This is a genomic window from Pseudomonas sp. NPDC078700 (assembly GCF_044542375.1).
Lineage (GTDB): Bacteria > Pseudomonadota > Gammaproteobacteria > Pseudomonadales > Pseudomonadaceae > Aquipseudomonas.
Genome location: NZ_JBITUI010000004.1, coordinates 542382 through 567939, shown reverse-complemented (window position 1 = coordinate 567939; position 25558 = coordinate 542382). Strand labels below are relative to the sequence as shown.

The following is a 25558-nucleotide window of genomic DNA, read 5'->3' as shown; positions in this document are numbered from 1 at the left end:
TCCACAAGGCAAGGGACTAGACCATGCATTTCACAATTCAACGCGAAGCCCTGTTGAAACCTCTGCAACTGGTCGCAGGCGTCGTGGAACGCCGCCAGACCTTGCCGGTTCTGTCGAACGTGCTGCTAGTAGTTGAAGGCCAGCAGCTGTCGCTGACCGGTACAGATCTCGAAGTCGAGCTGGTTGGCCGAGTAACGCTGGAAGATGCTGCTGAGCCAGGTGAAATCACTGTACCAGCACGTAAACTGATGGATATTTGCAAAAGCTTGCCGAGCGATACGTTAATCGACATACGTGTTGATGAACAAAAGCTTTTGGTAAAAGCTGGACGCAGTCGCTTCAGCCTTTCTACTTTGCCAGCCAATGACTTCCCAACTGTTGAGGAAGGCCCAGGATCGCTGACTTTCGACTTGGTACAAAGCAAACTGCGTCGTTTGATTGAGCGCACCAGTTTTGCCATGGCCCAGCAGGACGTTCGTTACTACCTGAACGGTATGCTGCTTGAGGTGCAAACTGGCATTCTCCGCGCCGTCGCTACAGATGGTCATCGCCTGGCTATGTGCTCGATGCAGGCTGAAATCGACAATGTTGAACGTCATCAAGTCATTGTTCCACGTAAAGGTATCCTCGAACTGGCTCGCCTGCTGACTGAGCAAGACGGTGTTGTCAGCATCGTCTTGGGTCAGCATCACATTCGTGCGACAACCGGCGAGTTCACCTTTACCTCAAAGCTGGTTGACGGCAAATTCCCAGACTACGAACGAGTTCTGCCACGTGGTGGTGACAAGGTGGTGGTTGCTGATCGCCAGGGCCTGCGTGAAGCCTTCAGCCGTACCGCCATTCTGTCTAATGAAAAGTACCGAGGCATTCGTCTGCAACTCGCCGCTGGATTATTGAAAATTCAGGCCAACAACCCAGAGCAGGAAGAAGCCGAAGAAGAAACAGCAGTTGAATACGACGGTAGCGCTTTGGAAATAGGTTTTAACGTAAGTTACTTGCTGGATGTTTTGGGCGTTATGACAACGGATCAAGTTCGTCTGATTCTCTCAGACTCCAACAGCAGCGCCTTGGTCCAGGAAGCTGATAACGACGATTCCGCTTACGTCGTAATGCCGATGCGTTTGTAATTCGTAAATGTCCCTAAGCCGCGTCAATGTCACCGCGGTGCGAAATCTGCACCCGGTGACACTCTCTCCTTCCCCCCGTATCAACATTCTCCACGGCGCTAACGGCAGCGGTAAAACCAGCCTGCTTGAAGCCATCCATCTGTTAGGCCTCGCGCGCTCTTTTCGCAGCACTCGTCTTCTTCCGGTTATTCAATACGATCAACCCACCTGTACGGTTTTTGGGCAGGTTCAGTTAGCTGATGGCCGACAAACCAATCTAGGTGTTTCACGCCAGCGCCAGGGCGATTTTAAAATTCGTATTGATGGTGAGAATGCCCGCAGCGCAGCACAGCTCGCAGAAGCCTTGCCCCTGCAGTTAATCAATCCGGATAGTTTCCGTTTACTTGAAGGTGCGCCGAAAGTACGACGGCAGTTTCTGGATTGGGGAGTGTTCCACGTGGAACCTCGATTTTTACCCGCTTGGCAGCGCCTGCAGAAGGCGTTAAGGCAGCGGAACTCATGGCTCCGACATGGTACACTTGACGCCGCGTCTCAGGCGGCCTGGGACCGCGAGCTGTTCTTGGCGAGTGATGAGATAGATGCCTACAGGCGAGCCTATATACAGGCTCTCAAACCGGTATTTGAACAAACGCTGAGTGAGTTACTTGAGCTCGAAGGTTTGAGTCTCAGTTACTACCGGGGCTGGGATAAAGATCGTCAGCTTATAGATGTGTTGACCTCTACCCTACCCCGTGACCAACAGATTGGTCATACGCAGGCAGGCCCTCAGCGAGCCGATCTTCGCTTGCGTTTGAATGGACACAATGCGGCTGACATTCTTTCAAGGGGTCAGCAAAAATTAGTTGTTTGTGCCTTGCGTATAGCACAAGGCCATTTGGTTGATCAGGCAAAGCGTGGTCAGTGTATTTATCTAGTGGATGACTTGCCGTCAGAACTCGATGAACACCACCGACGAGCGCTTTGTAAGTTATTAGATGATTTGAACTGCCAGGTGTTTATCACCTGTGTAGACCATGAATTGTTGCGGGAAGGCTGGCGCTCGGATACGCCAGTTGCAATGTTCCACGTGGAACATGGCAGTATCACCCAGACCCACGACCACCAGGAGTGAAGGCATGAGCGAGAATCAAACGTACGACTCCAATAACATCAAGGTCTTGAAAGGCCTTGATGCCGTACGCAAACGACCTGGTATGTACATCGGTGATACCGACGATGGCAGCGGCCTGCACCATATGGTGTTCGAGGTGGTCGATAACTCTATCGACGAAGCGCTGGCAGGCCATTGCAGCGAAATCACTATTATTATTCACCCTGATGAATCGATCACCGTCCGCGATAACGGCCGTGGCATTCCGGTCGACGTTCACAAGGAAGAAGGTGTTTCGGCTGCTGAAGTTATCATGACCGTGCTGCACGCAGGCGGTAAATTCGATGACAACAGCTACAAGGTTTCCGGCGGTTTGCACGGTGTCGGTGTTTCAGTAGTAAACGCACTGTCTAAAGAATTGGTAATGACCATTCGCCGTGCGGGCAAAGTTTGGGAACAAACCTATGTACATGGCGTGCCTCAGGCACCTATCGCGCCTGTAGGCGATACCGACTCAAGTGGTACACAGATTCATTTCAAGCCTTCTGAAGATACCTTCGCCAACATCCACTTTAGCTGGGATATTTTGGCCAAGCGTCTGCGCGAATTGTCTTTCCTGAACTCGGGCGTGGGCATCATGCTCAAAGACGAGCGCACAGCGAAGGAAGAGTTGTTCAAGTACGAAGGCGGTTTGCGCGCATTCGTTGAATACTTGAACCACAACAAAACAGCGGTTAACCAAGTATTCCACTTCACCGTGCAACGCGATGACGGCGTTGGTGTTGAGGTTGCTCTACAGTGGAATGACAGTTTCAACGAGAACCTGTTGTGCTTCACTAACAACATTCCGCAGCGCGATGGTGGTACTCACCTTGCTGGCTTCCGCTCTGCCCTGACCCGTAACCTCAATGCCTATATTGAGCAAGAAGGTCTGGCCAAGAAGCACAAGATTTCAACCACCGGCGATGATGCCCGTGAAGGTTTGACTGCAATTATTTCGGTCAAAGTGCCGGATCCAAAATTCAGCTCGCAAACCAAAGACAAGTTAGTCTCCTCCGAGGTTAAAACCGCAGTTGAACAAGAGATGGGTAAATACTTCTCTGACTTCCTGCTGGAAAACCCGAATGAAGCTAAAGCCGTTGTCGGCAAGATGATCGACGCAGCACGCGCCCGTGAAGCCGCGCGTAAAGCCCGTGAAATGACTCGCCGTAAAGGTGCTTTGGATATCGCAGGTTTGCCGGGCAAGCTCGCTGACTGCCAAGAGAAAGACCCAGCGCTATCCGAACTCTACATTGTGGAAGGGGACTCCGCGGGCGGTTCTGCTAAGCAGGGCCGTAACCGCAAGACTCAAGCAATCCTGCCACTTAAAGGTAAGATTCTGAACGTCGAAAAAGCACGCTTCGACAAGATGATTTCATCCCAAGAAGTGGGCACACTGATCACCGCACTTGGCTGTGGTATTGGCCGTGATGAATACAACATCGACAAGCTGCGCTATCACAACATCATCATCATGACCGATGCTGACGTCGACGGTTCGCACATTCGTACCTTGCTGTTGACCTTCTTCTTCCGTCAATTGCCAGAGCTGGTTGAGCGTGGCTACATCTATATCGCTCAGCCGCCTTTGTACAAGGTCAAAAAGGGCAAGCAAGAGCAGTACATCAAAGACGACGAAGCCATGGAAGAATACATGACTCAGTCAGCCCTTGAAGATGCCAGCCTGCACGTTAACGAGAATGCGCCAGGCCTCTCAGGAGAGTCTCTGGAGCGTTTGGTTAACGACTACCGCCTTGTGATGAAGACCCTTAAGCGTTTGTCGCGCCTGTACCCTCAGGAGCTCACTGAGCACTTCGTTTACCTGCCCGGTGTTAGCCTTGAGCAACTGGCTAATAAAGCCATGATGGAAAGCTGGTTGGCGCAGTTTGAGACACGTTTGAAGACCACTGAAAAATCTGGTCTGGTATACAAGACCCGTTTGCATGAAGACACCGAGCGCCATTTATGGGTCCCGGAAGTCGAACTGATCTCACACGGTAACTCGAGCTACATCATCTTCAACCGCGACTTCTTTGGCAGTAACGATTACAAAACCGTTACCAGCTTGGGCGACCAGCTCAACAGCCTGTTAGAAGATGGTGCTTACGTACAACGTGGTGAGCGCAAGAAGCCGGTCTCAACCTTTAAAGAAGCCTTGAATTGGCTGATGACCGAAAGCACCAAGCGTCACAGCATCCAGCGATACAAAGGTCTCGGTGAGATGAACCCTGACCAGCTCTGGGAAACCACCATGGACCCAGACGTACGCCGCATGCTGAAAGTGCGTATCGAAGACGCCATTGCTGCTGATCAAATCTTCAACACACTTATGGGTGACGAAGTAGAACCGCGCCGTGACTTCATCGAAACCAACGCCTTGGCAGTGTCCAACCTCGACGTGTGATTTTTTGTAGGTGGGCAAAAATTAGTAGCTAGACACAAACCCCAGTAGAACGCGTATCTGCTGGGGTTTTTCTTTGCTGGATTTTGGCTTTAGGCAGGTGCTGGTGGATTATGGGTAGTTGATCGTTACGACATATGAGCCTGTTCGAATCGTCTCTCCGGCAGCGTCAATCAACAGGTACTCAGAAATATGCGGCTCGTCTTTGGTGATCGGCCGGGTGCGGACGCTATAGTTATTTGCAGCTGTAGACTTGATAAGTGGCCCTACTGCTTCCACCGCAAGATGCTCCTGCCCCATCGTTGAAGAACATCCATGCAATCTCAAGGTGAGATTGGTTGATACTTCCGCAAAGCATGGGGGCTCAACGATAGTGCCTGTGATTTGGATTGCGCTTGAAATCGATGCAGGGACTACAGAGCATGGAGCAACTAACAGGCATAGTCCAAGCACCAACGCCTTCATGTTCATTTAAGCGACTCCTTAGGTTTACTAAGAAGTGAGTCGTCAGCCTGAGCAAATACTTGAGAAAAAAATACCTAGGGTTATGCAAAACCAACTTTTGGTTGGGGGCAGAGATCGCAGATTAATCTGAGACACCCACAATCTATGAAGATCTAAAGCAAGGCGCTTGAGGGTGTCTCTTGAGGGGGATTGCTTAAAGTACTTACAGGGGCTGTTCCGGCGTTGAGGCTACAGCGCCCTCTTTCAAGCAACCGATATCTCGCTGGGCTTGGCTGACCCAGGCGAAAGCCCGGTCGTTGAGTTCGGCGATGGCGCGGGGGCCAGTGCCTTCGGCATGCATCGGCGCGCCAATGATGACCTGAATAGTGCCCGGCTTCTTACCCCAGCCTTCTTTTGGCCAGTACTTGCCGGCGTCGTGGGCAATCGGCAACACCGGTAAATTGGCGTTAACCGCAAGGGATGCACCGCCGCGTGAGAACTTGCCAATTTGCCCGGTTGGGATGCGCGTGCCTTCAGGAAATACCAGTACCCAGCAGCCAAGTTTGAGTCGCTCATGACCCTGTTTCGCAAGCTGCTTGAGCGCGGCCTTGGGGTTGCTGCGGTCGATTGCAATAGGCTTGAGCATGGCCATGGCCCAGCCGAAGAATGGCACGTACAACAGCTCACGCTTGAGTACTTGGCTGAGCGGCTCAAACAAGGCTGAAAGAAAGAACGTCTCCCAAGTGCTCTGGTGCTTGGAGAGGATTACACAAGGCGTTTCTGGGATATTCTCTAGGCCTTTGACTTCGTATTTGATACCGACCATGGCACTGGTTAGCCAAACTGCAAAGCGGCACCAGTTCTGGTTAACGAAGCGGTAACGCGCGCGAAATGGCAAAAACGGCACGATAAAGAAACTTAGGGTGCACCAGAGAAATGAACTGGTTGCCAGCAGGATGTAGAAGCAGAAAATATTGATGGCCCGCAGTATCGACATAAATGCATTTACCGTCGCGGGCAAGCCGCGTTTTATTGATTGAGTAGTTGCCTAGCAACTGCTGCTAGATCATCGAATATTAAGGTATTGGCAGGTAATCCTTTGGCCAGTGTGCGCTCGCCTTTGCCGGTTTTTACTAAAACGGGCTGACAATCGACGTTTGTGGCCGCTTGCAGGTCACCACTGCTATCACCCACGAACCATACGCCCTTTAGTTCTACCGCATAATGCTCGGCAATGCTGTGGAGCATGCCGGGTTTTGGTTTACGGCAGTTACAACCTTCGTCTGGACCATGCGGGCAATACATGATCAAGCCGATTTCACCGCCCTGCTCTGCCACAAGTTGGCGCATGCGTTGATGCATGGCATCAAGTTCAGCCATGCCATAGTAGCCGCGGCCAATGCCTGATTGATTGGTGGCCACAGCAATGGTCCAGCCAGCTTTGGATAAGTCAGCAATGGCCGTGATCGAACTGGGGATGGGAATCCATTCTTCAACGGATTTTATATACGCATCGGAGTCATGATTGATCACTCCGTCGCGGTCAAGAATGAGTAGCTTCATGGCGCATCTCTCAGGTGTTTTAAGCATCGCCACGCGGTATGGTTGCCAAGGCAACCACTACCGCGTGGCTAACAGGCATCAGCTCAGCGCTGAGATGTCTGCAACACCGAGGAACAAACCACGCAGCTTAGCCAGCAAGGCATAGCGGTTAGCACGAACGTTGGCATCTTCAGCGTTGACCAAAACGGTCTCGAAGAAGCTGTCTACAGGTGCGCGCAGCGTCGCCAGCTTGGCCAGCGCTTCGTTGTACATCCGTGCTTCAGCCAGCGGCTGTACAGCCTGCTCAGCTTGCTGAATCGCTGCGTTAAGGGCGAACTCGCTTGGCGTGTCGAAGTAATGCGCAGCGATGCTCTTGGCGATGTTGCCATCGGCTTTGCTAAGCAGGTTCGATACACGCTTGTTGGCTGCTGCGAGTGCTTCCGCCTCAGGCAGTTTGCGGAACGCTTGCACCGCTTGTACACGCTGGTCGAAGTCGAGTGGCGATACAGGGTTCACGGCGCGAACGGCCTGGTAAACCGCAACCTCAACACCTTGGTCCTCATAGCGAGCACGCAGACGGTCGAAGATAAACTCCTGCACCTGCGCAGTAAGGCCAGCTGGTTTGATTTTGCTACCGAATTGCTTGATCGCAAATTCGACGGCATCCGTTACATCCAACTCAAGTTGCTTCTCGATCAAGATGCGCAGAACGCCTAACGCGGCACGACGCAGTGCGTACGGGTCTTTGCTGCCGGTTGGCAGCATGCCAATACCGAAGATGCCCACCAGTGTGTCGAGCTTGTCTGCCAACGCAACCGCAGCGCCTGTCAGTGTGCTTGGTAATTCGGCACCCGCGCCGCGCGGCATGTACTGCTCATTAAGCGCCAAGGCAACGTCTTCGGCCTCACCGTCATGCTTGGCGTAGTAGTAGCCGGCGATACCCTGCATTTCTGGGAATTCGCCAACCATTTCACTGGCCAAGTCGCATTTGGACAGCAAGCCCGCCCGCCCTGCTCGCTTGGCATCGCCACCAATTTTTTCGGCGATGTAAGCAGCCAGTGCCGATACCCGCTGGGCTTTGTCGTAGACCGAGCCCAGCTGAGCTTGGAATACCACGTTAGCAAGACGCTGGTTAAAGGTTTCGAGTTTTTGCTTTTTGTCTTGCTTGAAGAAGAACTCAGCATCGGTCAGGCGTGGACGCACCACCTTCTCGTTACCCGAGATGATTTGCGTCGGGTCTTTGCTTTCGACGTTGGCCACGGTGATAAAACGCGGCAGCAATTTGCCCTCAGCATCGAGCAGGCAGAAGTACTTCTGGTTGTCCTGCATGGTGGTGATCAACGCTTCTTGCGGCACGTCAAGGAAGCGCTCTTCAAAGGAGCACACCAACGGCACTGGCCACTCGACCAACGCGCTGACTTCATCGAGCAGCGCAGGCGGCACGATTGCAGTACCGTTTTGTTCAGCAGCGAGTTGCTCGATACGCTTGCTGATTTGCTCGCGACGCTCGGCAAAGTCAGCGACTACATAAGCTTTGCGCAGGTCTTCGGCATAGTTAGCTGGTGCGCTGATTGCAACGTCAGTGTTGTGATGGAAACGGTGGCCACGGGAAACGCGACCAGCTGTTTGCGCAAGGATCTCGCAATCGAGCACGGTATCGCCAAACAGCATCACCAGCCATTGGCTTGGACGGACAAACTCGGTGCGCCGTGCGCCCCAGCGCATGCGCTTGGGAATCGGCAGGTCATTGAGTGAAGTTTCGACAATTTCAGGCAACAGTTGCGCGGCCTTTTTACCGGCAATGGTCTGGCTGAAGCGCAGCTTAGGCCCGCTGGCATCTATTTCAGACAGGTCCACGCAGCACTTGTTGGCGAACCCCAGTGCCGCTTGAGTCGGGTTCCCCTCGGCGTCGAATGCGGCTTTAACCGGCGGGCCGTCAAGGTTCATGACGCGGTCAGGTTGCTCTGTGTCGAGTTGCTCAACCAGTACTGCTAAACGACGTGGCGCAGCGTAGTAACGGGCTTTGGCGTAGTTCAGGCCGGCAGCCTTGAGGCCTTTTTCAATCCCGGACAAGAACGACTCGCCCAGGTTTTTCAGGGCTTTTGGCGGCAGTTCTTCAGTGCCCAGTTCTACCAGAAAGTCTTGTGCACTCATTCTGCTGCCTCCAGCTTAGCCAGTACTTCATCACGCAATTCAAGGGTGGCGAGCGGGAAGCCGAGCTTGGCCCGAGCTTGCAAGTAGCTTTGGGCTACGGCGCGAGCCAGTGCCCTTACACGCAGGATGTATTGCTGACGCGCCGTTACCGAGATCGCCCGGCGCGCATCGAGCAAGTTGAAGGTGTGCGATGCCTTGAGCACCATTTCATAGGTCGGCAGCGGCAACTCAAGCTCGATCAGGCGGTTGGCTTCAGACTCATAGAAGTCGAACAGCTCAAACAGTTTTTCAACATTGGCGTGCTCGAAGTTATAGGTCGACTGCTCAACTTCGTTCTGGTGGAACACGTCGCCATAGGTGACTTTACCGAATGGGCCATCAGCCCATACCAGGTCATACACCGAGTCAACGCCCTGGATGTACATGGCTAGGCGCTCAAGGCCGTAGGTGATCTCGCCCGTTACCGGATAGCACTCAATGCCACCGACTTGCTGGAAGTAAGTGAATTGGGTGACTTCCATACCGTTGAGCCAGATTTCCCAACCCAGACCCCAGGCACCCAGTGTTGGCGACTCCCAGTTGTCTTCAACGAAGCGAATATCGTGCACCAGTGGGTCAATACCAATGGCTTGTAGCGAACCCAGATACAACTCCTGAAAGTTCTCCGGGTTTGGTTTCAAGACCACCTGAAACTGGTAGTAATGCTGAAGGCGGTTTGGGTTCTCACCGTAACGGCCATCAGCCGGACGGCGGCTGGGCTGCACATAGGCGGCGTTCCAAGTCTCAGGACCGATGGCACGCAAGAATGTAGCGGTGTGGAAAGTGCCAGCACCGACTTCCATATCGTATGGCTGCAAGACAACGCAGCCCTGCTCTGCCCAGTATTTCTGTAGGGCGAGAATCAAATCTTGGAAGGTGCGCACGGCAGGCGTAGTCTGGCTCACGAAAAATTCACCTGTTTTGGCTGCGACAGAAAGGGCGGGAGTATACCGCAAAGCACGTAGCCTAGACTCGCTGCGGGGGTGTTGATTTTACCCGGTAGCGCTGCTCGCGACGAAACGTCAACTGACCCAAGGGATTGCCTTATGACGCGTTGTTTCTGGTGTTCTGAAGATCCGCTGTACATGGCCTACCACGATGAAGAATGGGGGGTGCCCTTAACTGACCCCGATAAACTCTTTGAGTTGCTGATGCTTGAGGGTTTTCAGGCCGGCTTGTCATGGATCACTGTGCTGAAAAAGCGTGAACGCTATCGCCAAGTGCTGCATGGCTTTGACGTAAAACGCCTTGCCACGTTGACTGATGATGAAATTGAAGTGCTGATGCAAGACCCCGGCATCGTGCGTAATCGCCTTAAGCTCAAGGCGGTTCGGCAAAATGCACAGGCTTGGCTGAAGCTCGATGACCCGTCCAACTTCCTCTGGTCCTTTGTCGGGGGTAAGCCGCTGGTCAATCATTTCAGCGAGCGAGGCCAAGTCCCCGCCATTACTCCGCCAGCCGAAGCCATGAGCAAAGCCCTGAAAAAAGCAGGGTTTAACTTTGTCGGGCCAACCATTTGCTATGCCTTTATGCAGGCCAGCGGCATGGTGATGGATCACACCACAGACTGCTTTCGTTACACCCAGCTGACTAAAGCCTGAGTCGTAAATAAGCGTGCGGCTGTTTAGGGCGGTACAATAGCTCTTTTGATCTCAGGGGAGTGGCCTGTGGAGAAGTTCAAAGGTGCACTGGTTGTAGGCTTTCTGCGCTTGTTTGCCCTGCTGCCATGGCGTGCAGTGCAAGCGACCGGTGCGGCAATCGGCTGGTTGATGTACAAGCTGCCTAACGGCTCTCGTGAAGTCGCCAGCACTAACCTGAAGAAGTGCTTTCCGGAGTTGGATGACGCTGCGCATCAGAAACTACTCGCTGATGCCTTGCAGGGCATCAGCCAAACCCTGACAGAAAGCGCCTGCGCATGGATCTGGCCGGCGCAGAAGTCGCTTGGTTTGATCCGAGAAGTTGAAGGCCTTGAAGTGCTTGAGCAAGCCCTTGCTTCAGGAAAAGGCGTGGTTGGTATCACCAGCCACTTGGGCAACTGGGAAGTGCTTAATCACTTCTATTGCTCACAATGTAAACCAATCATCTTTTATCGCCCGCCTAAGCTCAAAGCGGTGGATGACTTGCTGCAGAAGCAGCGCGTGCAAATGGGTAATCGCGTAGCCGCCTCGACCAAAGAGGGAATCCTCAGTGTGGTAAAAGAGGTTCGCAAAGGCGGATCAGTGGGAATTCCAGCGGACCCGGAGCCGAGTCTTTCCAGCGGTGTATTCGTACCCTTTCTGGGAACTGTGGCCCTGACAAGCAAGTTTGTGCCTAACATGCTCACCGGCGGCAAAGCAGTTGGTGTGTTCTTGCACGCGCTGCGCCTTGATGACGGCAGCGGCTACAAAGTGATTCTGGAAGCGGCACCCGAAGCGATGTACAGCGAAGATATTACGGTGGGTGTGGCTGCGATGAGTGAAGTTATTGGCCGCTATGTACGGGCTTATCCGAGCCAGTACATGTGGACCATGAAGCGCTTCAAAAAGCGTCCTGAGGGCGAAGCCAAGTGGTACTGACGGCTCTTTCATGAAGGTGAAAAGGCGCAAGTAGAGCGCCTTTTTGCATTTAGCGACTGGCCATTCTTGGCTTTTAAGCTATTAAGAAGGGCAAACATATATAAATTGAGGGTTGCCAGAACAATGTCGAACAACCGCCAGCATCCGCGTACCACGATGAAGTGCATGATCAAAATCAGTCACCCCAGTTTTGGTGATGTTGTGGCGCAGACTCGCGATCTCTCCGACGGTGGTGTCTATGTGAAGCACGACGATTTGCTCGCGCTAAAACTAGGCGATCAGGTCAGCGGTCAAGTCCAGGGAATGCCGATTGAAGCACCTGTATTGCAGATGGTAGTGACCCGTGTTGATGCAGAAGGTGTGGGACTACGCTTCGTCACCGAATGACCAACTATCAGTAAATCGCTTAAAACCTATCTTGTGAGTCAAGTATTGGTTAGAATACGCCGCGCTGCATAACGCGTGGCGTTCTAGAAATGGGTTCCCTCACCCCATAAACTTAAAAAGGCTCACATGAACACGACTTTGACTTCGATTCGCCGACCGGCTTTGGTTGCGCTAATCGCCTTTCACATCCTGATTATCATCGCCAGTAACTACCTGGTGCAGTTGCCGATCACTATTTTCGGCTGGCACACCACCTGGGGCGCATTCAGCTTTCCGTTTATTTTTCTCGCCACAGACCTGACTGTACGTCTGTTGGGCAAGGCCCCGGCACGTAAGGTTATTGCGCGGGTTATGCTGCCAGCGCTGATTGCCTCGTATGTTGTCTCAGTGCTGTTTAAAGACGGCGCATTCTCAGGCTTTGCTGCCTTGCAGGAATTCAACGTATTCGTCGGTCGCATTGCCTTGGCCAGTTTCTGCGCTTATGTGCTGGGCCAATTGCTGGACATTCAGGTATTCGACCGCATGCGCCGACTGCGCCAGTGGTGGGTCGCTCCGACTGCCTCAACGATTCTGGGGAATCTGCTCGACACCTTTGTGTTTTTCTCCATTGCCTTTTGGCAAAGCAGCGATCCCTTCATGGCGGAGCATTGGGTCGAGATCGCCAGCGTCGACTATGCGATCAAACTGACGGTGAGCCTGGTGCTGTTTGTGCCGCTCTATGGTGTTTTGCTCGGTGCTATTGCCCGCTTACTTCAAGGGCGTGCAGCAGTAGCGAACTAGGCAAGCATCGAAAAAGCCCGGCGCGGGGAAACCATCGCCGGGCTTTTTCGTGACTGATTGAGGCTCAAGACGGGCTGTTTTGCTTATCCAGCTTGCGCAAAAACACGCCCATTTCCCTCTCGGCTTGCTTATCACCATGGGCTTGAGCAGCGGTTATGCCCTGCTCCCATGCCATGCGTGCGGCTTCAGGCTGGTCGCTATTGAGCAACGCCTTGCCCAGTAGCTTCCAAGCGGCTGAGTACTTGGGGTCTAGCTCAACACAGCGTTGCAAATGCTCGGCCGCCATTGCTGGGTCACCGGCATCGAGGTAACCCTTACCCAAACCGAAGCGCAGCAGTGAGTTATCCACACCCTTGGCGAGCATTTTTTCCAGTGACTCAAGCATACGACCTCTTGCCGTCAGGCACAGTTATCCACAGCGGGTCAGAAGAAGGTCAGCCCGACCTGGAACAAGCTCTCTGCATCGCGGATGTACTTCTTGTCGACCAAGAACAAAATCACATGGTCGCCGCTCTGGATCATGGTGTTGTCGTGGGCGATCAGCACTTCCTCATCACGAATGACCGCGCCGATGGTGGTGCCCGGTGGCAGGTTTATATTGCCGATCTCGCGCCCAACCACTTTGCTCGACTTGGCGTCGCCGTGGGCAATCATTTCGATTGCCTCTGCAGCGCCGCGGCGTAGTGAGTGCACGCTTTCGATATCGCCACGGCGTACGTGGGTGAGCAAGGTGCCGATGGTTGCCAGCTGTGGGCTGATGGCGATATCGATATCACCGCCCTGAACCAGATCAACGTAGGCCGGGTTGTTGATAATGGTCATCACCTTGCGTGCGCCCATGCGTTTGGCCAACAAGGACGACATGATGTTGGCTTCGTCGTCGTTGGTCAGCGCGAGGAAGATGTCAGCATCATTGATGTTTTCTTCGACCAGTAAATCACGATCAGAGGCGCTGCCCTGCAGGACAATGGTGCTGTCCAGGGTTTCCGAGAGATAGCGGCAGCGCGCAGGGTTCATCTCGATAATCTTGACCTGATAGCGACTTTCGATGGCCTCTGCCAGGCGTTCACCAATATGGCCTCCCCCGGCAATAACGATCTTCTTGTAGCTGTCTTCAAGGCGGCGCATCTCGCTCATTACGGCACGGATATGCGCTTTGGCGGCGATGAAAAACACCTCATCGTCCGCTTCGATAATGGTGTCACCCTTGGGCATGATCGGCCGGTTACGACGGAAAATCGCAGCAACGCGGGTGTCGACGTTAGGCATGTGTTCGCGCAGTTGGCGCAGCTGTTGGCCCACTAGCGGGCCGCCGTAATAGGCTTTGACTGCGACCAGCTGTGCTTTGCCTTCAGCGAAGTCGATAACCTGCAGCGCGCCTGGGTATTCGATCAGGCGCTTGATGTAGTTGGTGACGACCTGCTCAGGGCTGATCAGCACATCAACGGGAATGGCTTCATTGTCGAACAGGCCACTGCGGGTCAGATAGGCCGCTTCGCGCACGCGGGCAATCTTGGTCGGCGTATGAAACAAGGTGTAGGCGACCTGACAGGCGATCATGTTGATTTCGTCGCTATTGGTCACGGCGACCAACATGTCGGCATCTTCGGCTCCCGCCTGACGCAAAACAGTTGGGAATGAGCCGCGGCCTTGTACGGTGCGAATATCCAGGCGATCACCCAGATCACGCAAGCGGTCGCCGTCCGTGTCGACCACTGTGATGTCATTGGCTTCGCTGGCCAAGTGTTCTGCCAGTGTGCCGCCAACCTGCCCGGCACCAAGAATGATGATTTTCATCGGATTCCTTCCTCAGCCGCGGGGTGTCGCGGCGATCTTGATCAGCTTGGCATAGTAAAAACCGTCATGACCATCTTCTTGTGCAAGCAATTGGCGGCCATGGGGCTGTGGCAGGCCAAATGGCCCGGCAATATCGAGTTCGCGTGCGCCGGGTGTGCGCGCCAAGAAGGCTTCGATCACCTGGGTGTTTTCTGTCGGTAAAGTCGAGCAGGTTGCGTAAAGCATAATGCCGCCGACCGCCAGAGTTGGCCACAAAGCATCGAGCAACTCGCCCTGCAAGGTTGCCAGCGCGGGGATATCGTCTGCTTGACGGGCGATTTTGATATCGGGATGGCGGCGGATAACGCCAGTCGCTGAACAGGGTGCATCAAGCAGAATGCGCTGGAAGGGCTGACCGTCCCACCACTTATCCACAGCCCGGCCGTCGGCAGCGATCAATTCGGCATCTAACTTCAAGCGGGTCAGATTTTCGCGCACTCGCACCAGGCGTTTGGGCTCCAGATCAATGGCCACAACGCCTGCCAGCGCTGGCTCGGCTTCGAGAATGTGGCAGGTTTTGCCGCCCGGTGCGCAGCAAGCATCAAGCACTCTCTGGCCCGGCGCGAGATCGAGCAAGTCGGCAGCCAGCTGCGCAGCTTCATCTTGCACGCTAACCCGGCCTTCAGCGAAACCGGGCAAGGTGGTGACGTCGCAGGCTTGGCTCAGGCGAATGCCATCGCGGCTGAAGGTACAGGCCGTGGATTCAATCCCTGCCGCTTGCAGTTCTGCCAGGTAAGCATCACGACTGCCATGACGCCGATTGACTCGCAGTATCAAAGGTGGATGGGCATTATTGGCGGCGCAGATGGCTTCCCAGTGTTCCGGCCAAAAGGCTTTAAGGGATTTTTGCAGCCAGCGTGGATGGGCAGTACGCACCATCGGGTCGCGCTGCATTTCGGCCAATAACGGCTCGGCCTCACGCTGGGCGCGGCGCAACACGGCATTGAGCAGGCCTTTGGCCCAGGGTTTTTTCAGTTTATCGGCGCAGCCTACGGTTTCACCCAGTGCAGCATGTGCTGGAATGCGCGTGTAGAGCAGTTGATAAAGGCCAACCAGCAGCAGGGCTTCAACGTCTTTATCCGCCGCTTTAAAAGGTTTTTGCAGGAGTTTCTCGGCCAACGCCGATAACCGCGGCTGCCAACGCGCAGCCCCAAAGGCCAGCTCTTGAGTAAGGCCACGGTCGCGTGGCTCAACCTTATCCAACTGCGGCGGCAAGCTACTGGCTAACGAGGCCTTGCCAGAAAGCACAGCACTCAGTGCGTTGGCGGCGGCGAGACGCGGATTCATCGGTGAGCCCTCATCAAACCAGTACCGCGCCAACGCTGAATTGGTCGCGGCGGCTGTTGTACAGGTCAGCGAAGCCGAGTGCTTTACCGCCTGGCAATTGCAGGCGTGTGAGTAGAAGCGCGCCAGTGCCACACGCTACGGTCAGGCCTTGCTTGCTGGCGTCGAGGATTGTTCCAGGCACCCCATTGCCTTCACTGCACTCAGCGCTGAGCACCTTGATCGGCGCTCCATTGAGGGTGCTGTGACAGATTGGCGTCGGGTTGAATGCCCGAATCAGGCGTTGCAACTCATCAGCAGGACGCGTCCAGTCGATGCGTGCTTGTTCCTTGTTGAGCTTGTGCGCGTAGGTGGCCAGGCTGTCGTCTTGGACTTCACCAACCAGCGTGCCTGCGGCTAAACCGTTAATCGCCTCAAGCACTGCAACGGGACCGATACTGGCAAGGCGATCATGCAAACTGCCACCGGTGTCATCGTCACTAATTGCGGTATTCACCTTGAGTAGCATTGGGCCGGTATCGAGCCCTGCTTCCATCTGCATCACGGTTACGCCGGATTCAGCATCGCCGGCCTCAATCGCCCGCTGGATCGGCGCAGCGCCTCGCCAGCGTGGCAGCAATGAGGCATGGCTGTTGATGCAGCCTAAGCGCGGGGTGTCGAGTACCGCTTGCGGCAGGATCAAGCCGTAGGCGACCACCACCATCAGGTCTGCTTGCAGGTCAGCCAACTGTGCTTGGGCGTCGCTGTCGCGCAGGGTTTGGGGTTGAAACACCGGTATTTCATGTTGCAAGGCGAGTTGCTTGACCGGGCTCGGCATCAGTTTTTGCCCGCGCCCGGAAGGTCGATCAGGCTGGGTGTACACAGCGACGATCTGGTGCTCAGTGCCAAGCAACGCTTTGAGGTGTTCGGCGGAAAATTCCGGGGTGCCAGCAAAAATGATGCGTAAAGAGTCAGTCATAAGGTCTCGTCAAGCTCAGGCAAGTGGCACTTGTGCCCTCGCCTGGCAGCAATAAAAAGGCTTGCCGCAGCAAGCCTTTGAGTGTCGTCGATCAAGCTTGTTGGCGGTGCTGCTTTTCAAGCTTCTTTTTAATCCGGTCACGTTTGAGCGTAGACAGGTAATCGACAAACAGTTTGCCGTTCAGGTGGTCGCACTCGTGCTGAATGCACACGGCGAGTAAGCCTTCGGCAATTAGCTCGTAGGGTTTGCCATCGCGATCAAGGGCTTTGACCTTAACTTTTTGCGGGCGGTCGACATTCTCGTAAAAACCGGGAACCGACAGGCAACCTTCCTGATATTGATCCATCTCTTCGGTCAGCGACTCGAACTCGGGGTTGATAAAAACCCGTGGTTCAGAGCGATCTTCAGACAGATCCATAACCACCAAACGCTTATGAACATTGACTTGCGTGGCAGCAAGACCGATACCTGGCGCTTCGTACATGGTTTCGAACATGTCGTCGATTAGCTGACGCAAAGCGTCATCGACTACGTCCACTGGTTTAGCAATGGTGCGTAAACGTGGATCAGGAAATTCGAGGATGTTTAATATCGCCATATGAGTTGTGTGATGCACTTGTGGAATAAAGTCAAAATCCGCTGCTAAGATGATGAGCAGCATGGAAAAGCGGCCTATTGCCGCATTTCTATTGGGGTTAGGTTGCAGCGCTAGGGCGCTTCACAGAAGACACATAATAAAGGGATTCACCGCATGAGGAAATCACTACTCGCTATGCTGCTACTTGCAGTTAGCGGTTTGGCCCAGGCAGATGTGCAACTAAAGGACGGTCATCCGGATCGTTACACAGTGGTCAAGGGCGATACTCTATGGGATATCTCCGGTAGATTCCTGCGTGAACCCTGGAAGTGGCCAGAGATTTGGCACGCTAACCCACAGGTCGAAAACCCGCACCTGATCTACCCTGGCGATACGTTGAGTCTGGTTTATGTCGATGGTCAGCCACGTTTGGTACTTAATCGTGGGGCATCACGCGGCACCATCAAACTGTCGCCAAAAGTGCGCAGCACGCCAATGGCTGAAGCGATTCCGGCAATTCCGCTCGAAGCCATCAACAGCTTCTTGCTGTACAACCGCATTGTTGATGATCCAAAAGATTTCGAGCGTGCGCCTTATATCGTTGCCGGCGATGCCGAGCGCGTTGTGAGTGGCGCGGGTGACCGTATTTACGCACGCGGTAAGTTCAGCACCGCGACCCCGAATTACGGGATTTTCCGTCAGGGTAAAAGCTATTTCGATCCTGAAACCAAAGAGTTTCTAGGGATCAATGCGGATGACATCGGTGGTGGTGAGATTGTTGCCGAAGAAGGTGACATTGGCACCATGGAGCTACGCCGCAGCACCCAAGAAGTGCGCAATGGCGATCGTCTGTTTGTTAACGAAGAACGGGCAATCAACTCGACATTTATGCCGAGTGAGCCTGCGGGTGATGTCAAAGGCTTGATCATCGACGTACCGCGTGGGGTCAATCAGATCGGCCAGTTTGATGTGGTGACTATCAACAAGGGCGTCCGTGACGGTCTGGTTGTGGGGAACGTGCTCGCCGTCTACAAGACGGGTGAAACCGTACGTGACCGCGTAACAGGCGACTCGGTGAAAATTCCCGACGAGCGCGCAGGTTTGATGATGGTGTTCCGCACCTACAATAAGCTCAGCTACGGCTTGATCTTGCATGCCAGCCGCAACCTGGCGGTACTCGACAAAGTGCGTAACCCGTAACATCCAAAGGCCCAGTATTTACTGGGCCTTTAAGCCATACGCATAGGCGTATGGCGCGACCGATCAAGGATGATCAGTATGTCGCCACACCTTAGCTCAAAGGCTGCGCCCTCTCCTGCCGAACTCGAAGCACGCATCCGTTTGCATTGCCTGCCTGAACTCGGACCTAAACGTTTCCATAAACTGCTCAGTGCCTTCGACTCAGCCTCCTCTGCGCTCAGTGCACCCGCCTCTGCCTGGCGTGCGCTTGGTTTGCCGCAAGCCAGCAGTGATGCCCGGCGCAATAGCGATGTGCGTGAGCAGGTCGGTGCCACCTTGCATTGGTTGGATGAGCCTGAAAATCAACTGATCATGTGGGACTCAACTCAGTACCCGGCACTTTTGGCTGAGCTCAGTGATGCGCCGCCGTTGTTATTTGCTAGGGGTGATGCCGGCTTGCTGGAGCGGCCGCAATTAGCCATGGTTGGCAGCCGCCGTGCATCAAAACCCGGCTTAGCCACGGCGCAAAGTTTTGCCAGGCACTTGGCAGCGGGTGGTTTTGTTATCACCAGTGGCTTGGCCTTGGGGATTGATGGCGCAGCGCATCAGGGTGCGCTGGACGCACAGGGTAAAACGGTTGCAGTGTTAGGCACTGGCTTGCAGCACATCTACCCTGCCCGACACCGTCAACTGGCTGCCGATATCGTCGCGGGTGGCGGTGTGCTGGTTTCAGAATTACCCCTGAACAGCCCCGCTCATGCGAGTAACTTTCCCAGACGCAATCGCATCATCAGCGGCTTATCTCTGGGTGTATTGGTGGTTGAAGCCAGCCCCTCAAGTGGTTCGTTAATCACGGCACGTCTGGCCGCCGAGCAAGGCCGCGAGGTGTATGCGATTCCCGGTTCAATTCATCATCCGGGTGCCCGTGGTTGTCATCAATTGATTCGCGACGGTGCGACTCTGGTTGAGAGCATTGAGCATATTCTCGAGGCATTACGTGGTTGGCAGCATGGCGCTGTATCTGTTGAGCCTGCAGTGCTGGTCAGCCACCCTTTGCTCGACCTGTTATTCGCCGCGCCGCAAAGCAGTGAAGCCTTGGTGGTTGCCAGCGGTTGGCCGCTATCACAAGTGCTCGCAGCATTAACCGAGCTTGAGTTGGAGGGCCGCGTCAGCTGCGACGCTGGTCGTTGGTATGCAATATAGGACGCGCGAACACAGCAAAACGCCAACAGCATTTGGCATTTTCTGCAAAACCTTCCGGGATTCCGTAGGGATTCCTTAGTCAATTATTATCCGGCTTAGATACACTGCGCAGCATGAGTTAAATGGAGCACGATGGATGGTCAATAACTGGCAGGTACGGCAAGCCGCGCGGGTGGTGTTGCAAGGGGGCGTTATTGCCTATCCGACTGAGGCTGTCTGGGGGCTGGGTTGCGATCCCTTTGATGAATTGGCGGTTGCGCGCCTGCTGGCGCTGAAAAATCGGCCGATGCATAAAGGCCTGATTCTGGTCGCCGACAATATTCGGCAGTTCGATTTCTTGATTGAAGACTTGCCCGATATCTGGCAAGACCGCTTGGCCAGTATGTGGCCGGGGCCGACCACCTGGCTGGTGCCCCATCAGGACCGTTTACCTGAATGGATTACTGGCGAGCACAACAGTGTTGCCCTGCGTGTCAGCGATCACCCGCTGGTGCGTGAGCTCTGTGCCCTCACCGGCCCGCTGGTTTCAACATCCGCCAACCCTGCTGGTCGTCCTGCGGCGCGCAGTCGTTTGCGCATTGAGCAGTATTTCCCCGGCCAGCTCGACAAAGTGTTGAATGGCGCTTTGGGTGGCCGCAAGAATCCGAGTCTTATTCGCGACTTGATCAGTGGCGACGTGGTACGCCCTTCCTAAGAGAGCCACTCGCTCAGTTGCCTGAGCGAGTGCGATTACATGGGCTACGGCAACAAAATCGTCGAGCCAGTGGTTTGGCGGGCGCTCAAGGCAATTTGTGCCTGCGCGGCTTCTGCCAAGGCATAACGTTGGCTGATCTCAACCTCCAGCTTGCCACTGGTGATCATGTCGAAGAGCTCATCAGCCATGGCCTGTAGGCGCTCAGGGGTGTCGGCGTAATGCGCCAGGGTTGGCCGGGTGACAAACAACGCGCCTTTTTGCGCCAGAATCCCCAGGTTCACTCCGCTAACTGCGCCTGAGGCGTTGCCGAAGCTAACCAGCAACCCGCGCGGGGCTACGCAGTCGAGCGAGGTTGCCCAGGTGTCTTTGCCGACACCGTCATATACCACTGGGCACTTCTTGCCATCTGTGAGTTCGAGCACGCGCTCGGCGACATTCTCATGGCTGTAGTTGATGGTGGCCCAGGCGCCCTGCTGCATCGCTCGTTCGGCCTTTTCTTCGGTGCTGACGGTGCCGATAAGCTTGACGCCCAGCGCCTTGGCCCACTGGCAGGCGAAAGAGCCAACACCGCCTGCGGCGGCATGAAACAGAACGGTTTCGCCGCCTTGCAAGGCAAAGGTCTGGCGCAGCAAGTACTGCACAGTAAGGCCTTTGAGCATGACCGCAGCAGCTTGCTCAAAGCTGATTGCGTCAGGCAACTTCACCAGTTTACCGGCAGGTAATACATGCAGTTGGCTGTAAGCCCCCAGCGGCCCTGTGGCGTATGCGACGCGATCACCCACTTGAAATTGAGTGACGCCCTCGCCGAGTGCCTCAACGATTCCTGCACCCTCAGTGCCCAAGCTCGATGGTAAGGCCGGTGGCTGATACAGACCGCTGCGGAAATAGGTGTCGATAAAGTTAAGGCCAATGGCCTTGTTCTGCACGCGAACTTCACCGGCACCCGGTGCGGCAGGTTGATGGTCAACAAACTCGAGGACTTCTGGGCCGCCGTGACTGCTAAATTGTATGCGCTTGGACATTCCTGGCTCCGTATCAAAGTTATTTGTTAGTTGCCTAATGATGCACCTGGACGCATGTTTTGGCATCCGTTGAACGCCATCTATCGTCGAATTGACTCGAGTCAACTGCGATCACTGGGGTGCAAATGGTATGCTGGCCGCCGATTTCGTCGCACAACCAAAGTCGTGTGGCTTAACCCGCTTTTCAAGGTGGCTCCGTGAGTGATCGTACTGAGGCCGTAAAAGCCTATTTGCTTGATCTGCAAGACCGTATTTGTTCAGCCCTGCAAGCTGAAGATAGCAGCAGTCAATTCATCGAAGATGCCTGGCAGCGTCCGGCCGGCGGTGGTGGTCGCACGCGGGTAATCGAGAACGGTGACTTGATCGAAAAAGGTGGGGTCAACTTTTCTCATGTATTCGGCACCGGCCTGCCACCTTCTGCCAGTGCCCATCGTCCAGAGCTTGCAGGTCGCGGTTTTGAGGCCATGGGTGTGTCGCTGGTGATCCACCCCAATAACCCCCATGTACCGACGTCACATGCGAATGTGCGGTTTTTCATTGCCGAGAAAGAAGGTGAGGAAGCGGTCTGGTGGTTTGGTGGCGGTTTTGATTTGACCCCTTATTACGCCAACGAAGAAGACTGTGTGCACTGGCATCGCGTTGCGCAAAAGGCTTGCGAGCCGTTCGGCGCTGATGTCTATCCGCGTTATAAGGAATGGTGTGATCGCTACTTCCACATCAAGCACCGCAACGAGCCGCGGGGCATCGGCGGGCTGTTCTTTGATGATTTGAATGAATGGGACTTTGACACCAGCTTTGCCTTCTTGCGTGCCATCGGCGATGCCTACCTTGAGGCCTATTTGCCTATCGTGCAGCGCCGCAAGGCCATGGCATACACTGAGCAACAGCGCGAGTTTCAGGCGTTTCGCCGGGGTCGCTATGTTGAGTTCAACCTGGTCTACGACCGTGGCACGCTGTTTGGCTTGCAGTCCGGTGGGCGCACCGAGTCGATCCTGATGTCGCTGCCGCCCCATGTGCGCTGGGGCTATGACTGGAAAGCTGAGCCGGGTACCGAAGAAGCGCGTTTGACTGAGTATTACCTGACCGACCGAGACTGGCTGGCCAGCGCTTGAACATTATCGGGCAAGGACGCATCACCGCTTTGCTGGCAGCCTTAGCGCTGCTAGCGGGTTGTTCGACGGCTCCGCCAAGAGATCAAAACAACCTGTGCAATATTTACCGTGAGTACCCTGATTGGTACGAAGACTCGCTGGATATGCAAGACGCCTATGGCACGCCGATGAATGTGGCGATGGCAATTATCAAGCAAGAAAGCAGCTTTGTTGAGGATGCTTTGCCGCCCCGGGCGTATTTGCTCTGGGTGATTCCGTGGGGACGGGTCAGTTCGGCATACGGTTATGCACAGGCGCAGGATCCTGTTTGGGGTGAGTATAAAGACCAGACGGGCAACGGCGGCTCGCGTGACGATTTTGAAGATGCGATCATGTTTGTCGGCTGGTATACCAACGTAACGCAGCGCACGTTGGGCGTGTCTAAGTGGGACGCGTACAATCAGTACTTGGCCTATCACGAAGGACGCGGCGGCTATAGCCGCGGCACCTATCGCAGTAAGCCCTGGTTGATGCAAGTCGCGCGAAAAGTCGAACAGCAAGCAAAGAACTATGGCTGGCAACTGAAACAGTGCCGGGCCGAATTGGAGAGCAATCGCAGTTGGTGGTAACCCTTTTCTGCGTGATTGACAGACGTTAACAGCGGCACAAGCAAGGATTTCAACATGGACCGTTACGGCGTATTCGGTAACCCAATCGGCCACAGCAAGTCGCCTTTGATTCACAGGTTGTTTGCCGAGCAAACCAATCAACAGCTGAGCTATGAGAGCCTGCTGGCACCCCTCGATGGTTTTAGTGAGTTTGCCCAAGCGTTCTTCAGTGAAGGTAAAGGTGCCAACGTTACTGTGCCGTTTAAAGAACAGGCATTTGCTCTGGCAGACAGCTTGTCTGCGCGGGCCAAGCGCGCGGGTGCAGTTAATACGTTGAAGAAGCTGTTAGACGGCACGCTGGTGGGTGATAACACCGATGGAGCCGGGTTGGTGCGCGATCTGCAGATCAATGCCGGGTTCTTTCTGCGGGGTAAACGCATTCTAGTCTTGGGCGCTGGCGGCGCGGTAAGGGGCATTATCGAACCCTTTATGGCTGAACAGCCAAACAGCCTGGTTATCGCCAATCGCACCGTAGAAAAGGCCGAACATTTGGCCCGGCAGTTCGCTGATTTAGGTCCAATTGTGGCCAGTGGTTTTGATTGGATTGATGCTCCGGTAGATTTGATAGTCAACGGCACATCCGCCAGCTTGGCAGGCGACGTGCCGCCAATTGCAGGCAGTTTGATCAAGCCCGGTCACACGGTTTGCTATGACATGATGTATGGCAATGAGGCCACCGCGTTTAATCGTTGGGCCGCCGAACAGGGTGCTGCTCGTACCATTGATGGTTTGGGGATGTTGGTCGAGCAAGCTGCCGAAGCGTTCTTTGTGTGGCGCGGTGTGCGCCCGTCAACTGCGCCGGTTCTGGCTGAGCTACGACGCTTGCTGGCGCAGTGAAGCCTGCCGCCATTGGCTTAGTCTTCGAACACCACCGGGCACTGCTCCGCGCCCTCTAACTTCTGGATCTCTTCGATTACCTGTGGCCGGGCGCGGCGTATGATCAAATTGCGCTTTTGCCCGCGCAGGCGCCTGGCTTCTTGATGAAGCATCTCAATCCCGGCGTAATCAATAAAATTGACGTGGTGGGCATCAATAATCACCCGCTCGCCACGGCTGCGCTGAATGATCTGCTGCAGGTAGTGGCACGCGCCAAAGAAGATCGAACCTTCAACGCGCAATAATTCTTCATCACCGTCTTGCCAGAACTTCACCCTCGGTTGGGAGGTGCGTTTCAGGTAGAAAAACAGCGATGCCAGGACGCCGGCATAGATTGCCGTCTGCAACTCCATTATCAAGGTTGCAGTCAGGGTTAAGAGCATCACCAAGAACTCGGAACGGCTGACCCGATAGAGCGCTTTAACCCCAGCGATATCCATTAAACCCCAGCAGATCAGCAGAATGCCTGCTGCCATACAGGGCAGTGGTATGTGCTCAATCAACTGTGCCCCGAACAACGCAAACAGTCCCACCAGAATGGCCGAGAACACCCCGGCCAGCGGCGAGCGTGCGCCCGCCTGAAGGTTCAGGGCCGAGCGGGTAAATGAGCCTGCCGACAGCGAGCCAGAGAACCATGGGCCAATGATGTTCGATAAGCCTTGGGCGCGGACCTCTTGGTTGGCATCCAGGAACTGTTGTGATTTGGTCGCCAGCGAGCGGGCAATCGATAAGCTGGTGACTAGCCCGAGCATGCCGCACGCAATGGCTGCCGGAAGCAATTGCAGCACGCTTTCAAGGTCAAAATCGAGCACCACCAGTGGCGGCAGTTTGCCTTCGAATGCACTGACCAAGGTGATATGCCCGAGTTGCTGCGGCAGAGCGACTACCGCGAGGCTGCCGGCTACCAGGCTGATCAGCAGCGCCGGTCCACGGGGCCAGAACTGTTTGCATACAAGGCTTACAGCAATGGTGAATGCCGCCAGTGCCACCGAGCGCCAGTCACTCTCACCGAGGTGTTGGCCAATATTAACCAGTGAACTGAGGGCGGTTTTCTGGCTGGGAATATCGATGCCGAGCAGGTTGGGCAATTGCCCCAGTGCAATGACCAAGGCAGCACCCAAGGTAAAGCCCAGTACAACAGAATGTGAGACAAAGTTGACCAGTGCGCCAAAGCGCATCAGCCCAAGCGCCCACTGGAACAGTCCGGCGATAAAACTTAGCAGCAGGATCAGGGCGATAAAGTCATCGCTGCCAGGTTTGGCCAGTGGGCTGACGCTGGTGAACAAGACAATCGAGATTGCCGCCGTTGGCCCACAGATAAGATGCCATGACGAGCCCCAGAGTGAGGCAATAATTACCGGCACAATGGCTGCGTAAAGACCGTACTCGGGCGGCAGCCCGGCAATCAGTGCGTAAGCGATGGATTGTGGCAACGCCAGAATTGCGCCAGTCAAACCCACCAATGCGTCATTGCTCAAGGTTTCCCGGCTGGTGCTCGGCAGCCAGCGCAGAAACGGCAACAGGCTTTGCAAGCTGGGTCGGCGCATTCGCATCAGCGGAATCTGACGTCTGAGTTGCAGTGCATGGCAAACAGGGCCCCAAACAACTTATT

The 25558-nt window shown here is 54.8% G+C and carries 25 protein-coding genes; 13 read left to right on the top strand and 12 right to left on the bottom strand.

The window, feature by feature from the left end; all coding sequences use genetic code 11:
• Positions 1 to 23: 23 nt before the first annotated feature.
• From dnaN to gyrB, 3 genes are read left to right on the top strand one after another with little or no spacing between them, the layout of a single operon-like run.
• Positions 24 to 1127: a DNA polymerase III subunit beta gene (gene dnaN, locus ACIGCM_RS16760; protein ID WP_397503199.1), complete on the top strand. Its 1104-nt coding sequence runs from the start codon at positions 24 to 26 to the stop codon at positions 1125 to 1127.
• A gap of 7 nt (positions 1128 to 1134) precedes the next feature.
• A complete protein-coding gene (gene recF, locus ACIGCM_RS16755) occupies positions 1135 to 2238 on the top strand; it encodes a DNA replication/repair protein RecF (protein WP_397503198.1) in 1104 nt (367 codons plus the stop codon).
• 4 nt (positions 2239 to 2242) lie between these two features.
• Entirely contained in the window at positions 2243 to 4660 is a 2418-nt protein-coding gene (gene gyrB, locus ACIGCM_RS16750; RefSeq protein WP_397503197.1) for a DNA topoisomerase (ATP-hydrolyzing) subunit B, read from the top strand.
• 108 nt (positions 4661 to 4768) lie between these two features.
• Here gyrB and ACIGCM_RS16745 read toward each other — a convergent pair whose 3' ends face one another.
• From ACIGCM_RS16745 to glyQ, 5 genes are all read right to left on the bottom strand, one after another.
• Positions 4769 to 5128 carry a hypothetical protein gene (locus tag ACIGCM_RS16745; RefSeq protein WP_397503196.1) on the bottom strand — a complete coding sequence of 120 codons (360 nt, stop codon included), beginning with the start codon at positions 5126 to 5128 and terminating at the stop codon, positions 4769 to 4771.
• A gap of 196 nt (positions 5129 to 5324) precedes the next feature.
• A complete protein-coding gene (locus tag ACIGCM_RS16740) occupies positions 5325 to 6098 on the bottom strand; it encodes a lysophospholipid acyltransferase family protein (RefSeq protein WP_397503195.1) in 774 nt (257 codons plus the stop codon).
• Between the two features lie 32 nt (positions 6099 to 6130).
• Positions 6131 to 6664, bottom strand: a complete 534-nt coding sequence (gene gmhB / locus ACIGCM_RS16735) for a D-glycero-beta-D-manno-heptose 1,7-bisphosphate 7-phosphatase (protein WP_397503194.1) — start codon at positions 6662 to 6664, stop codon at positions 6131 to 6133.
• A 78-nt stretch (positions 6665 to 6742) separates the two neighbouring features.
• A complete protein-coding gene (gene glyS / locus ACIGCM_RS16730) occupies positions 6743 to 8797 on the bottom strand; it encodes a glycine--tRNA ligase subunit beta (RefSeq protein WP_397503193.1) in 2055 nt (684 codons plus the stop codon).
• Positions 8794 to 9741 (bottom strand): glycine--tRNA ligase subunit alpha, encoded by a 948-nt coding sequence (gene glyQ / locus ACIGCM_RS16725; protein ID WP_397503192.1) that lies wholly within the window; start codon positions 9739 to 9741, stop codon positions 8794 to 8796. Before glyQ ends, glyS begins: the two co-directional genes overlap by 4 nt.
• A 141-nt stretch (positions 9742 to 9882) precedes the next feature.
• On the opposite strand from glyQ, the gene ACIGCM_RS16720 reads away from it, so the two are divergent.
• The 4 genes from ACIGCM_RS16720 (at position 9883) to ACIGCM_RS16705 (ending at position 12558) form a co-directional block, all read left to right on the top strand.
• A complete protein-coding gene (locus tag ACIGCM_RS16720) occupies positions 9883 to 10437 on the top strand; it encodes a DNA-3-methyladenine glycosylase I (protein ID WP_397503191.1) in 555 nt (184 codons plus the stop codon).
• 66 nt (positions 10438 to 10503) lie between these two features.
• A complete protein-coding gene (locus ACIGCM_RS16715; protein ID WP_397503190.1) occupies positions 10504 to 11391 on the top strand; it encodes a lysophospholipid acyltransferase in 888 nt (295 codons plus the stop codon).
• A gap of 123 nt (positions 11392 to 11514) precedes the next feature.
• The gene (locus ACIGCM_RS16710) at positions 11515 to 11778 is read left to right on the top strand and encodes a PilZ domain-containing protein (protein WP_397503189.1); all 264 of its coding nucleotides are present in this window, start codon (positions 11515 to 11517) and stop codon (positions 11776 to 11778) included.
• A gap of 126 nt (positions 11779 to 11904) precedes the next feature.
• Positions 11905 to 12558, top strand: coding sequence for a 7-cyano-7-deazaguanine/7-aminomethyl-7-deazaguanine transporter (locus tag ACIGCM_RS16705; protein WP_397503188.1), 654 nt, complete (start codon positions 11905 to 11907; stop codon positions 12556 to 12558).
• A 64-nt stretch (positions 12559 to 12622) separates the two neighbouring features.
• On the opposite strand, the gene ACIGCM_RS16700 is transcribed toward ACIGCM_RS16705, so the two are convergent.
• The 5 genes from ACIGCM_RS16700 to def all read right to left on the bottom strand — a co-directional run bounded on the left by ACIGCM_RS16700 (position 12623) and on the right by def (position 17234).
• Positions 12623 to 12943: a tetratricopeptide repeat protein gene (locus ACIGCM_RS16700; RefSeq protein ID WP_397503187.1), complete on the bottom strand. Its 321-nt coding sequence runs from the start codon at positions 12941 to 12943 to the stop codon at positions 12623 to 12625.
• A gap of 38 nt (positions 12944 to 12981) precedes the next feature.
• Positions 12982 to 14355 carry a Trk system potassium transporter TrkA gene (gene trkA, locus ACIGCM_RS16695; protein WP_397503186.1) on the bottom strand — a complete coding sequence of 458 codons (1374 nt, stop codon included), beginning with the start codon at positions 14353 to 14355 and terminating at the stop codon, positions 12982 to 12984.
• Positions 14356 to 14367: 12 nt separating this feature from the next.
• Positions 14368 to 15681 (bottom strand): 16S rRNA (cytosine(967)-C(5))-methyltransferase RsmB, encoded by a 1314-nt coding sequence (gene rsmB, locus ACIGCM_RS16690; protein ID WP_397503185.1) that lies wholly within the window; start codon positions 15679 to 15681, stop codon positions 14368 to 14370.
• Positions 15682 to 15694: 13 nt separating this feature from the next.
• Positions 15695 to 16636 (bottom strand): methionyl-tRNA formyltransferase, encoded by a 942-nt coding sequence (gene fmt, locus ACIGCM_RS16685; RefSeq protein ID WP_397503184.1) that lies wholly within the window; start codon positions 16634 to 16636, stop codon positions 15695 to 15697.
• 91 nt (positions 16637 to 16727) lie between these two features.
• The gene (gene def / locus ACIGCM_RS16680; protein ID WP_397503328.1) at positions 16728 to 17234 is read right to left on the bottom strand and encodes a peptide deformylase; all 507 of its coding nucleotides are present in this window, start codon (positions 17232 to 17234) and stop codon (positions 16728 to 16730) included.
• Between the two features lie 153 nt (positions 17235 to 17387).
• On the opposite strand from def, the gene ACIGCM_RS16675 reads away from it, so the two are divergent.
• The 3 genes from ACIGCM_RS16675 to ACIGCM_RS16665 all read left to right on the top strand — a co-directional run bounded on the left by ACIGCM_RS16675 (position 17388) and on the right by ACIGCM_RS16665 (position 20289).
• Positions 17388 to 18413, top strand: coding sequence for a LysM peptidoglycan-binding domain-containing protein (locus tag ACIGCM_RS16675; protein ID WP_397503183.1), 1026 nt, complete (start codon positions 17388 to 17390; stop codon positions 18411 to 18413).
• A gap of 78 nt (positions 18414 to 18491) precedes the next feature.
• Positions 18492 to 19595, top strand: coding sequence for a DNA-processing protein DprA (gene dprA, locus ACIGCM_RS16670; protein ID WP_397503182.1), 1104 nt, complete (start codon positions 18492 to 18494; stop codon positions 19593 to 19595).
• Between the two features lie 136 nt (positions 19596 to 19731).
• Positions 19732 to 20289 (top strand): L-threonylcarbamoyladenylate synthase, encoded by a 558-nt coding sequence (locus tag ACIGCM_RS16665; RefSeq protein ID WP_397503181.1) that lies wholly within the window; start codon positions 19732 to 19734, stop codon positions 20287 to 20289.
• Between the two features lie 44 nt (positions 20290 to 20333).
• Here ACIGCM_RS16665 and ACIGCM_RS16660 read toward each other — a convergent pair whose 3' ends face one another.
• A complete protein-coding gene (locus tag ACIGCM_RS16660; protein ID WP_397503180.1) occupies positions 20334 to 21311 on the bottom strand; it encodes a quinone oxidoreductase family protein in 978 nt (325 codons plus the stop codon).
• Positions 21312 to 21508: 197 nt separating this feature from the next.
• On the opposite strand from ACIGCM_RS16660, the gene hemF reads away from it, so the two are divergent.
• The 3 genes from hemF to aroE are packed head-to-tail and all read left to right on the top strand — an operon-like array spanning position 21509 to position 23907.
• Positions 21509 to 22423: an oxygen-dependent coproporphyrinogen oxidase gene (gene hemF, locus ACIGCM_RS16655; RefSeq protein WP_397503179.1), complete on the top strand. Its 915-nt coding sequence runs from the start codon at positions 21509 to 21511 to the stop codon at positions 22421 to 22423.
• A gap of 5 nt (positions 22424 to 22428) precedes the next feature.
• The gene (locus ACIGCM_RS16650) at positions 22429 to 23031 is read left to right on the top strand and encodes a hypothetical protein (protein ID WP_397503327.1); all 603 of its coding nucleotides are present in this window, start codon (positions 22429 to 22431) and stop codon (positions 23029 to 23031) included.
• 54 nt (positions 23032 to 23085) lie between these two features.
• Entirely contained in the window at positions 23086 to 23907 is an 822-nt protein-coding gene (gene aroE / locus ACIGCM_RS16645; RefSeq protein ID WP_397503178.1) for a shikimate dehydrogenase, read from the top strand.
• A 17-nt stretch (positions 23908 to 23924) separates the two neighbouring features.
• Here aroE and ACIGCM_RS16640 read toward each other — a convergent pair whose 3' ends face one another.
• A complete protein-coding gene (locus ACIGCM_RS16640; RefSeq protein ID WP_397503326.1) occupies positions 23925 to 25493 on the bottom strand; it encodes a SulP family inorganic anion transporter in 1569 nt (522 codons plus the stop codon).
• Positions 25494 to 25558 lie beyond the last annotated feature (65 nt).

Excerpts from the sequence above, each read along its gene's own strand:
- recF (WP_397503198.1), top strand. The coding sequence starts at position 1,135 with ATGTCCCTAAGCCGCGTCAATGTCACCGCGGTGCGAAATCTGCACCCG.
- ACIGCM_RS16745 (WP_397503196.1), bottom strand. The coding sequence starts at position 5,128 with ATGAACATGAAGGCGTTGGTGCTTGGACTATGCCTGTTAGTTGCTCCA.
- fmt (WP_397503184.1), bottom strand. The coding sequence starts at position 16,636 with ATGACTGACTCTTTACGCATCATTTTTGCTGGCACCCCGGAATTTTCC.
- dprA (WP_397503182.1), top strand. The coding sequence starts at position 18,492 with ATGTCGCCACACCTTAGCTCAAAGGCTGCGCCCTCTCCTGCCGAACTC.
- gmhB (WP_397503194.1), bottom strand. The coding sequence starts at position 6,664 with ATGAAGCTACTCATTCTTGACCGCGACGGAGTGATCAATCATGACTCC.
- ACIGCM_RS16720 (WP_397503191.1), top strand. The coding sequence starts at position 9,883 with ATGACGCGTTGTTTCTGGTGTTCTGAAGATCCGCTGTACATGGCCTAC.
- dnaN (WP_397503199.1), top strand. The coding sequence starts at position 24 with ATGCATTTCACAATTCAACGCGAAGCCCTGTTGAAACCTCTGCAACTG.
- ACIGCM_RS16665 (WP_397503181.1), top strand. The coding sequence starts at position 19,732 with ATGGTCAATAACTGGCAGGTACGGCAAGCCGCGCGGGTGGTGTTGCAA.
- rsmB (WP_397503185.1), bottom strand. The coding sequence starts at position 15,681 with ATGAATCCGCGTCTCGCCGCCGCCAACGCACTGAGTGCTGTGCTTTCT.
- ACIGCM_RS16705 (WP_397503188.1), top strand. The coding sequence starts at position 11,905 with ATGAACACGACTTTGACTTCGATTCGCCGACCGGCTTTGGTTGCGCTA.
- glyS (WP_397503193.1), bottom strand. The coding sequence starts at position 8,797 with ATGAGTGCACAAGACTTTCTGGTAGAACTGGGCACTGAAGAACTGCCG.
- ACIGCM_RS16640 (WP_397503326.1), bottom strand. The coding sequence starts at position 25,493 with ATGCGCCGACCCAGCTTGCAAAGCCTGTTGCCGTTTCTGCGCTGGCTG.
- aroE (WP_397503178.1), top strand. The coding sequence starts at position 23,086 with ATGGACCGTTACGGCGTATTCGGTAACCCAATCGGCCACAGCAAGTCG.
- ACIGCM_RS16740 (WP_397503195.1), bottom strand. The coding sequence starts at position 6,098 with ATGTCGATACTGCGGGCCATCAATATTTTCTGCTTCTACATCCTGCTG.
- ACIGCM_RS16660 (WP_397503180.1), bottom strand. The coding sequence starts at position 21,311 with ATGTCCAAGCGCATACAATTTAGCAGTCACGGCGGCCCAGAAGTCCTC.
- def (WP_397503328.1), bottom strand. The coding sequence starts at position 17,234 with ATGGCGATATTAAACATCCTCGAATTTCCTGATCCACGTTTACGCACC.
- ACIGCM_RS16675 (WP_397503183.1), top strand. The coding sequence starts at position 17,388 with ATGAGGAAATCACTACTCGCTATGCTGCTACTTGCAGTTAGCGGTTTG.
- ACIGCM_RS16710 (WP_397503189.1), top strand. The coding sequence starts at position 11,515 with ATGTCGAACAACCGCCAGCATCCGCGTACCACGATGAAGTGCATGATC.
- gyrB (WP_397503197.1), top strand. The coding sequence starts at position 2,243 with ATGAGCGAGAATCAAACGTACGACTCCAATAACATCAAGGTCTTGAAA.
- ACIGCM_RS16700 (WP_397503187.1), bottom strand. The coding sequence starts at position 12,943 with ATGCTTGAGTCACTGGAAAAAATGCTCGCCAAGGGTGTGGATAACTCA.
- trkA (WP_397503186.1), bottom strand. The coding sequence starts at position 14,355 with ATGAAAATCATCATTCTTGGTGCCGGGCAGGTTGGCGGCACACTGGCA.